The sequence below is a fragment of the Veillonella denticariosi JCM 15641 genome (assembly GCF_002959855.1).
GTDB lineage: Bacteria > Bacillota > Negativicutes > Veillonellales > Veillonellaceae > Veillonella > Veillonella denticariosi.
The window spans coordinates 55,476-68,216 of sequence record NZ_PPDB01000001.1 but is presented as its reverse complement, the minus strand read 5'-3'; the positions used below and the strand labels follow the sequence as shown (position 1 = coordinate 68,216).

Sequence of the window (12,741 nt, the reverse complement as noted above, 5' to 3'; positions counted from 1 at the left end):
TACTATAATTATATCGTTTAAATGATATAATTATAGTATACAAATAATAAACTAACACTTTTAAAACTATAAGGAGATAACTATGGGAATATTACGTGAAACAATACGTCCATCCTCTGATTTACGAAATAAGTATCCTGAAATTTCTAAATCCCTACAACTTAAAAATGAGGCTGCTATTATTACTGTAAATGGTCGTGGAGACACCGTAAGTCTCGGCTATAATACTTACAATATGTTAAAGTCAAAAATAGAATTACTATCCTCTCTTGTAGAAGGGCAAAACGATATCATTCAAGGTCGTACCACTACACTTGATGAAACTTTCAACAGTATTGATAAAATGCTAGAGCAAATGGGGTAAATCTATGAAATCCCAAACCTACACAATCATTCCTACTGAAAAGTTCAATAAAGAGCTACATCAGCAAATACTTTATGTAGCTATGCAGTTTTCAAAAGAAACAGCTATACAAGTCAAAGAAAATATTCAAAATTCAATTTCAAATCTTATGAATCATCCATATATGGGGACTACACCTAAAATTAGAGCACTTAATGACAGTGACTTTCGAATGTTGATTTTAGAAAAGCTTATTATTGTCTACACAGTTGTAGAGGAAACTAGAACTATTTATTTAATCTCTATACTTGATCAACGACAGGATTATGTAAATATACTAAACGGATTATAACATTTGAACTAAACCAGTGCTTCTTTAAAAATTAAATACCCTTCAAAGTGGTATATCCTAAATCCAATCAGTACATTTTTACTCATGTAAAGCAATTTCAGAGTATACCTTTTTTATTCCCATATTTTATAGATATTTATATAGATAAACTCGCGTATTTAGGCTATACTAATAAATGATTAAGTTATACTAATAGATACGTGAAAGCAAACGCCTATGCGATTATCGATTACATTAATATAATATATACATTTTACTGTATAAAACATCTCAAAGTTTGTGTATAAAAATAAATGATAAACATTTTTAGTCCCACTAAGCGCTAAGACTTATTAAGGAGTTATTATGAATCACATTGTTGTTATTGGCAGTTGCAACATGGATATTGTAGTCCTCGCGGATAAACGTCCTGCGGCAGGCGAAACCATTATGGGCAACGAATTGCACATCGCTCACGGCGGCAAAGGGGCCAACCAGGCGGTGGCCGCTGCCCGTCTAGGTGCAAAGGTCACTATGGTCGGCTGCATCGGTCAAGATGCATACGGTCAGATGATTTTAGATAATCTGAAAGAAAATTTCATTAATACAGACTACATTGTCACTGTGCCGGACACTACAACAGGTACAGCTCACATCACGTTAGCCGAAGGTGACAACAGCATCATCGTTATTGCCGGTGCTAACGCGAAGGTCGATAAATCCATAGTAGACAACGCGTGGTCCGCTATCGAGCAGGCCGATCTCGTAATGGTTCAAAACGAAATTCCTGTTCCGACTATCGAATATATCGTGCGTCGTTGTCACGAGGCCGATGTGAAAGTCCTCTTAAATCCGGCTCCGACAGCTGATCTCAGTCCTGAATGGTTAGAATTGGCAACATACATCACTCCAAACGAACATGAGCTATCAGCCCTCTACCCTGACCAATCTACGGAAGAAACTTTGTTGGCTAACGAAAATAAAATCATCGTTACCCTCGGCAGCAGGGGCGTCGGCTATGCCGACAAGGGCGAAATCCTAACGGTATCAGGCTTCAAGGTTGAGCCGGTGGATACAACAGGTGCCGGTGATACCTTCAACGGTGCCTTTGCGACGGCTATCGTCAATGGTAAAAGCCTCGCTGATGCCTTACATTACGGGAATGCGGCGGCTGCCCTCTCCATCCAGCGCCTGGGTGCTCAAGGCGGCATGCCGACAAAGGACGAAGTCGCTGCATTCTTAGCGGAACACGTATAGATTGAACAGGCCTTTAAAAGCTCCACTGAACGGGCGCCTTCGCAGGCCATAAGTAGGGTGTGAGCTAACAGAGGAGCAACGCGACGCATGGGAGCCACACATCACTTAGTCCTGAACGTAAGATTTCAAGAATCGAAATCCACAGTGAAGGTAAAGTCGCTTTGAAAGGCCTGTTCAATCCAAGCTATACGTTCTTCAAGTAATAGATGCAACTATCCTCTTATAGCAGAGAGAGTTAATGAATGAGACTCTAACGCCTCACTCATGGGAATAGAAAAAGGAGTTATCTATGCAACGACACGGCATTTTAAATAGCCATATCGCCAAGGTTCTTGCGGATCTCGGCCACACAGATACTATTTGTATCGCCGATTGCGGCTTACCGGTACCTGAAGGGGTTCAAAAAATCGACTTGGCCTTAGAATTCGGTGTACCCGGCTTTGAGCAGGTGGTATCCATCATCGCTAAACATATGAAAACAGAGGCGATTCACATCGCCCAAGAAATGAAACAGCAAAACGCTGGTGCTCACCAGTTTTTAGCTTCTACCTTTCCACCGGATCAATTCGAGTGGATTGAAACGAGTCATGATGCTTTTAAAGAAGCGACAAAACAGTGTAAATGCATTATCAGGACCGGTGAAGTATCGCCGTATGCGAATATAATCTTACGTGCCGACTGTATTTTCAGCGACCGTCCGTAAATGATATAATCGATAAAGTCCTGAATATATGATGTAAATGCATAGTTTTAAATCATATATATACTATTTAAATCATATATGCATATATAGGTCATATATACATATGATATATACGATATCGATACTTTCACCAGTAATATAGGAGTAGTTATGGAAATTGTTATGTCAGGCATTGCGAAGGCATTTGGTACGAACCAGGTACTGCGCGATGTGAGTATTACCCTCAAGGAGGGCGAGGTTCACGCCTTGATGGGCGAAAACGGCGCCGGCAAGTCTACCCTCATGAATATCCTCACCGGTATTCATAAGGCGGATGCCGGTACGATTACCATCGACGGCGTAGAGCGCACCTTTCAAAATCCGCGGGAGGCGGAGCTGAACGGCGTCGCCTTCATTCATCAGGAACTAAATATCTGGCCGAACTTAACATTGTTGGAAAACCTGTATCTAATGAGACCGAAGCGCACACGATTCGGTATGCTCGATAAAAGGGCCATGCTCAAAGAAGCGCAGGATACATGCCGCGAACTGGGCATCGAACTGCCGCTCACGACCGAAGCGGGTCTCTGCTCCGTCGGTCATCAGCAGATGACGGAAATTCTTCGTATTCTGATGTTAGATGCGAAGGTTGTCATCATGGACGAACCGACAGCAGCCCTTACGGAACGTGAAACGGCGACCTTATTCAAGATGATGCGCAAAATGAAAGAACACGGCGTTGCCATCGTGTACATTTCGCACCGCATGGAAGAAGTATTCAGCGAGTGTGACACCATTACGGTCATGCGTGACGGTCACACGATCATCACCAAGCCCACCGCGGATATTTCCGTAGACGAGGTAGTACGCCATATGGTAGGGCGCTCCATCGATGAATTCTATCCGGACCGCACCACAACACCTGGCGACGTCGTCATGAGCGTAGATAACTTGCATCCGCACGGTTTCGACAATGATATTTCCTTCAATTTACGAAAGGGTGAAATCCTCGGTGTGGCAGGCCTTATGGGGGCGGGCCGAACTGAAATCATGCGCGCCATCTTCGGTGTGGACAAACACAACGGCGGAACCATCACGGTAAACGGGTCCGTCCTCAACTGCCAAAAGCCGGAAGATGCCATCAAGGCGGGCATTGCTTTCATCACGGAAAACAGAAAGAGCGAAGGGTTGATCCTCGATTTTTCCATCGGTTCCAATATTACATTGCCGAACCTCGGCGAAATTTGCCCAACCCATGTATTACATAAAAATAAACTGGAGTCCTTTGCTGACGAATTATCTAAAAAGCTGGGCGTTAAAACTCAGTCGATTCACGAGCCCGCATCGTCCCTTTCAGGCGGCAATCAACAAAAGGTTGTCATCGCCAAATGGGTCGGCAAAAAGCCGTCCATCATCATCATGGACGAACCGACGCGCGGCATCGACATCGGCGCCAAGCGTGATATTTACGATTTAATGAACGAGTTAACGAACGATGGTGTGTCCATTATCATGGTGTCATCCGAGTTGCCTGAAGTGCTGGGCATGAGCGACCGCGTCATGGTCATTCATGAGGGGCGCGTAGCAGGTATCTTGGACCGCAGCGATGCAACACCGGAATCGATTATGACATTAGCCACAGGAGGACAATAATGGACAGCAAAGCTCTGCAATATGTAAAAAAATTAGGCCCCCTCATCGGCCTCATCTTATTATTTGTAATCATCTCTGTCATGAACAACAGTTTTCTTGAATTCTCTAACTTGCGTAACTTGTTGCGCCAAGTATCCATCAATGCGATTATCGCCTTCGGTATGACCTTCGTCATCCTGACGGGCGGCATCGACTTATCGGTCGGCTCCATCCTCGCCCTCTCCAGTGCGGTGATGGCCAACCTCATCGTAACTGGCACTGACCCTGTATTAGCCATTGTATTAGCGGCGGGCGCCGGCCTCGTATTGGGCGGCATCAACGGTCTCGTTATCACCTACGGCCGCGTAGCTCCATTTATCGCTACACTGGCGACGATGACAATTTACCGCGGTGCGACCTTGGTATTCACCGACGGGAATCCGATTTCCGGACTTACGCAGGACCCTCTATTCCACGCCTTCGGCCAGGGGGACATCGCAGGCCTTCCGGTACCGGCTATCACAATGTTTCTGGCTTTCATCATCCTCTGGTTCGTATTGAGCCGTACCTCCTTAGGTCGCAAAACATACGCCGTAGGGGGCAGCGAAAAGGTCAGTTACATTGCCGGTATCAAGATTGACCGCGTTAAAATCTTCGTGTATGCCTTAACCGGTATGCTCTGCGGCATCGCCGGTGCAATCATCACTTCTCGTCTTAACTCTGCACAACCGACAGCAGGTGCAGGCTATGAACTGGACGCTATCGCGGCGGTGGTTCTTGGCGGTACAAGCCTTGCAGGCGGTCGTGGTCATATCGTCGGCACTCTCATCGGTGCCCTCATTATCGGTACCCTCAACAACGGGTTAAATATTCTCGACGTTTCCAGTTTCTATCAACAAGTCGTAAAAGGTATTGTCATTTTATTGGCGGTTCTTGCAGACCGCAAGAAAGCCTAGGAGGTTCCTATGAAAAAACTATTGTTACTTTTGGTGATGGCCATTATGGTTATCGGTCTTGTAGCGGGCTGTGGTAAAAGTTCCGATAACGGCGGCGACAAAAAATCCGGCACGATCGGCTTCTCTGTTTCCACATTGAATAATCCATTCTTCGTGTCTATGAAAGAAGGCGTTGAAGCCCAAGCTAAGGCGCTCGGTCTTAAAGTCAAAATCGTTGATGCGCAAAACGATCCTGCAAAACAGGCAAATGATATTTCCGATTTGCTTGAAAGCGGCGTATCCGTATTGATCGTCAACCCTGTAGACTCCGCAGCGATTTCTACGTCCGTAGAAGCGGCAAATGCTAAAAACATTCCTGTAATCACTGTTGACCGCTCCGCCGACAAAGGCAAGGTAGTAGCTCACATCGCTTCCGATAACGTAAAAGGCGGCGAAATGGCGGCACAACTTATCGCTGATAAATTAGGCAATGGTGCTAAAGTAGCTGAGCTTGAAGGTATCCCCGGTGCTTCCGCAACGCGTGAACGCGGCCAAGGCTTCCATAATGTAGCTGACAAATCCTTAACAGTCGTGGCAAAACAAAGCGCTGACTTCGACCGTACAAAAGGCTTGAATGTAACGACAAACATGTTGCAAGCTAATCCGGATGTACAAGCTATCTTCGCTCATAACGACGAAATGGCACTGGGTGCTATCCAAGCCGCTAAATCCGCAGGTAAAACAATCTTTATCGTAGGCTTTGACGGTACTGCGGATGCGGACAAAGCTGTTCAAGACGGCACATTGGCTGCAACAATTGCTCAACAACCGGATCAGATGGGTAAAATCGCTATCGATACAGCTCAAAAAGTCATCAAAGGCGAAGCTGTAGAAGCTAAAATCCCTGTAGATCTTAAAGTTGTTAAAAAATAAGACATTTATCCCGTAAGTAGAAACGGGTAAACACCCCATCGATACAAATAAAATCACCGATGTCAGCCTGTAGTGGCTAGACGCCTGTTGATTTTAACCTGTATCTTGATGAATATATGGAAACTGGCATGAAAACAGCCGCAATGCAAATGCATTGCGGCTGTTTTATTTATCATATTTTCTCAACCTATAGCTATTCGCTATACTATATTTCATTATATTTATCGATAGGTTTTCTTTCTAGAAACTCTTTAAAAAAGTTAATAAATTTAGGCAAATATGTTTGATCAAGACCTTCTACCGTCATTTCACCCCTGTAATTAAAATCAACAATATTAACCTCAATTTTCAAACTACCCTTATAGTCTAAGGAAAATACAACTTTGTTACCCCCACCAGTCAGGCAATAACAAAAGGTAGCCTGCCCTTTGCATGTCTGATACAAGTTAATTAACTCCTTATAACCATTCTCGATTCCTGTCCAATCACTAGGATCAATATAACCGGAACAAGTATTATATCCCTGTCTGACATAAACGCCAAATACTCCATATCCAGATAATTCAACGTCCATATCAAATGAGATAATTAAATTCGCTTCATTTACAAGTTCATACATACTATCGCACACTCCATCACTAACAAAACATCAATTTATTATATCCTCAGCCATATAGATACACAAAAAACCAACCGCATCCGAAGGATACGGTTGGCTTTGAAAGGAGAATGCATCTCTTCTATAGATAGCCGACGGCCATCTATAGAAATTATTTTGTTGGAGTGGTTGTATCTGTTGTAGTTGTTGTACTTGTTGCAGAGATACGGGAACCATATACGTCACGTTCGTTTTTAGGTTCGTTATTAACGCGAACACGTTCTGTCTTATGACGATCATTATCATCACCAGAAATACGGTCAATGCGATAATGGTTAAGACGGATGTTTTGTAATTCAGGACCGAATTCATCCATTGCACGACGCATATTGTCATCGATTGGAGCACCGTTTTGAAGTGCACGATACAACATAGTTGCGAATTCATAGCGAGTCATCTTCACATCGCCCTTGAACGTACCGTCAGGATAGCCCACAAGAATACCATTACCAGCCAATTGGCTAATGTATTGGTAAGCCCAATGATTTTTAGGAACATCCGGGAATTCAGCAGTTTTGCTAGGATCGATAGCATGTGGATTCAAGATTTGTAACAAGTTATTGTATCTGTTTTCCATATCTTGAAGACGTGCATTAAGTTCAGCAATTTCACGACCCATAGCTACGCGGGAACGGGATTCCGGAGCACGTTTGCCGAGGCGTAAGGATATACCTGCATTTAATTGAGGATTACCGCTACCTACAGTACTTCCGATGGAAATCATTGTATCTTCATTAGGACGGTAGAAAGCACCTAAAGCACCTGCATTCGCGTTGCGGTAATGACCGTAACCTGCAGCGATAGTCCATTTATCATCCGGATTGAAGTCCAATGGATGCAAGGATGCCAATGCAGCAGAACCAGCACCTACGCGATTAATACGTTTACCCAATTCACCGATACGGCCATTAACATTGGTAATTTCAGTACTAATACCGTTAGTGATTTGTGTTTGCAAATCATTTGCTACGGAGTACAATTGACTACCGTTTACAGCATCTGTGGATGTAGCGGAAATTTCACCGGCAGCCACATTATGAATTTGACGTTCCTGACCTTCTTTACCTACGGATACGGAACCTGTAGGGGAAGTACCGGCAAAGCCACCGAATGTGTGATTAGCAATGCTTGCACTGGATACATTGGTAGCCGCACGTGTAGCAGATAAATGACCTAATGCAACGGAGTTTTCAGTAGTGGCTTCCGCTTTATCACCGATAGCAGTTGCATAATTTGCAGTTGCTTTAGTATCAGAGCCGAATGCATTGGAACGTTCTCCCTCAGCATTTGCGCCAGCACCATACGCCTGTGCATGCTCACCATTCGCATACGCGGAAGATCCCATAGCATTAGAGTGATTACCAAAAGTGCGTGCATCAGAACCGATTGCATTAGCTTTATAACCACCCGAAAGTGCTTCATGTCCGATAGCTATAGAACGATCAGCAAGAGCCCCTGAACGCGTACCGATTGCCGTGGAGGATACGCGATCAGCCTGTGCATTATGACCGATAGCTGTCGCTTCACTCAAATTTGCGTGAGATAAATCACCGATAGCAATGGCGCTACTACCTCGTGCGATGTTCTCATTACCAATCGCAACAGAGTCGGAACCAAAGTTACCTTCCACGCGAGTCGAATCATCGGGTTCATTAATATAATTACGATCACGGTAACTATGATCCGCAGGAATAACGCTGTTACCCGTACCGATAACAGTAGCATTACTTGTACCTCTAGCTATAGTATTTCCTGTACCATAGTCAGTACTTGCCGCCATTGTCACACTCGCAGGCACTACAGTCGCACCGACTGCAACAGCAGCCAATACAGCATACGCTAAATTTTTTGAATGTTTGTTTTCTCTCATTCTTACACCTTCACTTTAGATTAAACTTATTAACCTGATATACAGTCAATATAAATTAATACCACGGCTCTCATGATAGAATAGAGGTTCAGAAATATAAAATTTCATCTCCATTTCACCATTCTTGGTTTAAGAATAATTTATATTGTTTATTGCCCGCACATCATATCAGATATCGGAAACAGATACAAGTATTTTCTTTACATTGTCTCATTAAGATTTCTTCATGAAGTCTGTAAATGCCGTCAAATTAAACTTTTCTACTATTTTCAGCAAATCGACAAATTCCTACTAAGTGTAGATTTTTCCTCATATTAAGAGTCATTTTTTACATATTATTTTTCTTAACTTATAAATAAACCAGTTAATTATAAGTTTATAAAAACACTATACGCTGCAAATCACATAATTTTCATTTAACAATGACCTATAAGCTGTGAATTTTTCAGCAGTTCTTCATAAACGCACAGATATACGGAACTATATATACTTATATAATTTGAATATAATTGCAAAAATCCCTCTGTATGACCTGTGGTAGATACGATCTACACCTCACCCATTAATAGTGCTATATATTAACTATTAAAAAATGAACTTCAGTATACAGAGAGATTATTATATTATTTAATTTTACTATTCCAAGAAAAACCGCTACACAAAACCGTTACAAGGTTACATGATTACTATTTCAACAAAGCCGTTACGAGCGGTGCCGCCTTATCAAAATCGATCTGTTCCGGATTCCAGTTACATTTAATTTCCGGCTCTACTACGGCAAAACCGAATTTCGTCAATTCTTCGCGCAAAACCTTAGTCGACTCACCGGACCAGCCGTATGTGCCGAACACAGCGGCCTTTTTATTCTTAAACTTTAATTCACGCAAGAAATCGAGCCAGCCCGCTACGGATGAAAGTACGCTGTTGCCCACGGTCGGCGATCCCACGGCGATGGCTTTCGACTTGAAGACTTCCGTCATGATATCGTTCTTATTCGTCTTGCTGATGTTAAAAATCTTAACCCGTGTATCCGGAGATTGTTTTGCAACTTCATCTGCAATCCGATGCGCCAATTTCTTCGTACCGTCCCACATGGTATCGTACACGACGGTAATCTGATCTTCCTGATACGCCTGAGACCATTCGTAATACTTTTCTACGATCTGCATAGGATTTTCACGCCAGATGGCACCGTGACTCGTAGCGATGATATCGATCGGCAGGTTGAGCTTTTGAATTTCCTCAACCTTAGCTTTCACCAATGGAGAGAAAGGATTCAAAATATTGGCATAGTATTTCATAGCCTCGGCCCACAAACGGCACTGATCCGCCTTGTCCGCCCACAGTTCCTCTACGGCGAAATGTTGCCCGAACGCATCGTTAGAGAACAAAATATTATCGCCCGTCATATATGTCGCCATCGAGTCAGGCCAGTGAAGCATACGCATTTCAACGAACACCAGAGACTTGCCGTTCCCGATATCCACGGAATCGCCGGTCTTAACAGTCTTGAAATTCCATTCCGGATGATGATATTGCCCTACGAGGGACTTCACCGCATTTTCCGTACAGTAAATCGGCGTATTCGGAATCCGCTCCATCAACGCAGGGAGCGAACCGCTATGATCCACTTCACCGTGATTACATACGATAAAATCAATCGTATTCAAATCGATTTCAGACTCGAGATTATCGATAAATTCCGTAGAATGAGGCTTCCACACCGTATCGACGAGGACCGTCTTCTCCTCTTCAATCAAATACGCATTCTGACTGGAACCGTTATTGATGGTGTAATCGGAACCGTGAAACTCCTGTAGTTCCCAATCAATTTTACCGACCCACGAAACATTGTTTTTAATGTGCTTTCTCATAATAACCTCCATCTATCCCGTGAAAGTTGAGCCTCTATAGCTACTTTCACGTGATTGTTTAACAACACATGGCCCATGTGTGCTACATCCATTAATACCCTAACGTCGCACATGATACATATCCTGATCACGTTGCGGTGATTAATACTATGCATTTAACACATATAGGTTATCTGATTTATTCTCATTATACTGAAAGCACATAACTATGTCTGTATCTATAGGTACAATTTATTTACTTTCACCAAGTAAAAACCGTTTAGGAATCGCCCGATAGATATATAACGAAATATAGCCGTCCACCAGGCTATGTATGATGGTACCGCCACCGACAAGGCCGAATACGACGTACACGAGATCGATATTCGGGAGAGTCGTCGTAGTGTAAAAGAGCAGACACGCCAGAACCTCGCCAATAGCATGAACAACAGCGCAGCCGAGGTTAAACAAGGCAAACGACAAGCCGCCGGACAAAACAGCTCGATGGTTCCTGATATAAAGGGCCCCTAACATCGCAAATAGGATATGCGATGCGGCGCGCATAACGATGACAAGAGGAAATCCGGCCACAAAGAATCCCAACGTCGAGCCCAGGACTACGCAGGCCGTCATCTTACGGGATAAAAACATGGCCAAAAAAATCGGCACGTGACTCGCCAAGGTATATGATGCCGGCGGTATCACGACCTTCAACGGCATCACGATGGGAATCATGATGGCTAAGGCCATTAATAATGCAGTAATCGTTAAATCTCTGTATGTAGATGATGTCATAAGTCCCCCTTTGCGCTCAGCTCAACAGAATCATTGCAAGTAATATTATTATGCTAAAATATAGAAAAAGCAACATTTGAATTTCTAGCAAACAGGAGCAATGCGCTATGAAAAAAGCAAGCGATTTAAAAACAATCCCCGGAATAGGTGTAAACGCAAAAAACAAGGCCTTTCAATCCGACTTGGCGCACGCAGTGGGTGGCATCCCTTTTTAGGTGATTGACGACTAAAAATTCTAAGAATAGAACAATAAGACTCCGATGAGCGACTTGGAGGCCTCGTGGAACGAGGTGGGTGGTCACTGAAGCGCATCGGAGTCTTATTGTTTACTAAAAGGAATTTATAGGCGATCAATCACCGCTTGCGCCATTTCTGTTGTCCCCATCCGTTTCATTCCTTCACGGTAAATATCGCCCGTGCGATATCCGTCAACGAGTACTTGTTCCACGGCGCTTTCAATAGCGTCAGCCACCTGAGGTAAATCAAGGGAATGACGGCACATCATCGCGGCGGACAGGATTGTCCCCAACGGATTCGCCAAGTTCCGACCCATAATATCCGGCGCGGATCCATGTATCGGTTCATACAAAGCGGTCCCGGTACCCATGGATGCGGACGGCAATAAGCCGATAGAGCCGGAGATAACGGCGCCTTCATCAGAAAGAATATCGCCGAAGAGGTTCGTCGTTACGATAACATCAAACTGAGCAGGATTTACAACGAGCTGCATCGCCGTATTATCCACATAGAAGTAATCCGTGCTGATATCCGGATTTGCAGCCGCTTTTTCCTGCGCAATTTTGCGCCATAAACGGGAGGACGCCAGTACATTCGCCTTATCTACGGATACGACCTTTTTATTGCGTTTTCGAGCCGTCTCCATAGCGATATCCATGATGCGTTCCACTTCATAGCGGCTGTATGTTTCCTTGTCCCAGGCGAACTCATCAGCACCTTCACCTTGCGCCTCTTCGCGTTCACCGAAATAAATACCGCCCGTCAACTCGCGAACGATGACAAAATCTACATCCTGCACAAGATCCTTTTTAAGCGGAGAATATTCCTGCAATGACGGATAAATCTTAACAGGACGCAAATTACAGAACAAACCGAGCTCCTTGCGAAGACCGAGGATTGCCTTTTCCGGACGGATCGACGGATCTACATTATCCCATTTAGGACCGCCAACGGCGCCCAACAATACGGCATCGGCCTGCTTACAAGCCTCAACCGTATCTTCTGTCAACGGCACGCCGTATGCATCGATAGACGCACCGCCCGCCTTTTTATCAATCCAGTTAACCGCTACGCCCGCCTTTTCAAACGCCACGTCGCACACGGCCTTCGCCGCCGCAATAATCTCGGTACCGATACCGTCACCGGGAATCAATACAATGTTCTTTTCGCTCATCTTACCTCTCCAATATATAGTAAAAGATTGCAAACCTCATA

12 protein-coding genes are annotated in these 12,741 nt (G+C 44.1%); 7 read left to right on the top strand and 5 right to left on the bottom strand.

Features of this window, described 5'->3' with window-relative positions:
• Positions 1 to 82 precede the first annotated feature (82 nt).
• From VEHSUH05_RS00320 to rbsB, 7 genes are all read left to right on the top strand, one after another.
• On the top strand, positions 83 to 364 hold the full coding sequence (locus VEHSUH05_RS00320) for a type II toxin-antitoxin system Phd/YefM family antitoxin (protein WP_095064828.1): 282 nt from the start codon (positions 83 to 85) through the stop codon (positions 362 to 364).
• Between the two features lie 4 nt (positions 365 to 368).
• Positions 369 to 695 (top strand): type II toxin-antitoxin system RelE/ParE family toxin, encoded by a 327-nt coding sequence (locus tag VEHSUH05_RS00315; protein ID WP_105090381.1) that lies wholly within the window; start codon positions 369 to 371, stop codon positions 693 to 695.
• A 345-nt stretch (positions 696 to 1,040) separates the two neighbouring features.
• Complete coding sequence (gene rbsK / locus VEHSUH05_RS00310) at positions 1,041 to 1,931, top strand: ribokinase (protein WP_105090380.1); 891 nt, start codon at positions 1,041 to 1,043, stop codon at positions 1,929 to 1,931.
• Positions 1,932 to 2,220: 289 nt separating this feature from the next.
• A complete protein-coding gene (rbsD, locus tag VEHSUH05_RS00305) occupies positions 2,221 to 2,634 on the top strand; it encodes a D-ribose pyranase (protein ID WP_054674146.1) in 414 nt (137 codons plus the stop codon).
• Between the two features lie 150 nt (positions 2,635 to 2,784).
• On the top strand, positions 2,785 to 4,266 hold the full coding sequence (locus tag VEHSUH05_RS00300; RefSeq protein WP_105090379.1) for a sugar ABC transporter ATP-binding protein: 1,482 nt from the start codon (positions 2,785 to 2,787) through the stop codon (positions 4,264 to 4,266).
• Positions 4,266 to 5,201 (top strand): ABC transporter permease, encoded by a 936-nt coding sequence (locus VEHSUH05_RS00295; protein WP_105090378.1) that lies wholly within the window; start codon positions 4,266 to 4,268, stop codon positions 5,199 to 5,201. The genes VEHSUH05_RS00300 and VEHSUH05_RS00295 overlap by 1 nt, the downstream gene beginning before the upstream one ends.
• Positions 5,202 to 5,210: 9 nt before the next feature.
• Complete coding sequence (rbsB, locus tag VEHSUH05_RS00290) at positions 5,211 to 6,113, top strand: ribose ABC transporter substrate-binding protein RbsB (RefSeq protein WP_105090377.1); 903 nt, start codon at positions 5,211 to 5,213, stop codon at positions 6,111 to 6,113.
• A gap of 205 nt (positions 6,114 to 6,318) precedes the next feature.
• On the opposite strand, the gene VEHSUH05_RS00285 is transcribed toward rbsB, so the two are convergent.
• The 5 genes from VEHSUH05_RS00285 to leuB form a co-directional block, all read right to left on the bottom strand.
• On the bottom strand, positions 6,319 to 6,732 hold the full coding sequence (locus VEHSUH05_RS00285; protein ID WP_105090376.1) for a hypothetical protein: 414 nt from the start codon (positions 6,730 to 6,732) through the stop codon (positions 6,319 to 6,321).
• A gap of 151 nt (positions 6,733 to 6,883) precedes the next feature.
• Positions 6,884 to 8,641: an S-layer homology domain-containing protein gene (locus VEHSUH05_RS00280; RefSeq protein WP_051435756.1), complete on the bottom strand. Its 1,758-nt coding sequence runs from the start codon at positions 8,639 to 8,641 to the stop codon at positions 6,884 to 6,886.
• A 686-nt stretch (positions 8,642 to 9,327) separates the two neighbouring features.
• Positions 9,328 to 10,515: an oxygen-binding di-iron domain-containing protein gene (locus tag VEHSUH05_RS00275; RefSeq protein ID WP_054674153.1), complete on the bottom strand. Its 1,188-nt coding sequence runs from the start codon at positions 10,513 to 10,515 to the stop codon at positions 9,328 to 9,330.
• 231 nt (positions 10,516 to 10,746) lie between these two features.
• Entirely contained in the window at positions 10,747 to 11,289 is a 543-nt protein-coding gene (locus VEHSUH05_RS00270) for a hypothetical protein (RefSeq protein ID WP_054674155.1), read from the bottom strand.
• Between the two features lie 340 nt (positions 11,290 to 11,629).
• On the bottom strand, positions 11,630 to 12,700 hold the full coding sequence (gene leuB / locus VEHSUH05_RS00265) for a 3-isopropylmalate dehydrogenase (RefSeq protein ID WP_105090375.1): 1,071 nt from the start codon (positions 12,698 to 12,700) through the stop codon (positions 11,630 to 11,632).
• Positions 12,701 to 12,741: the final 41 nt, after the last annotated feature.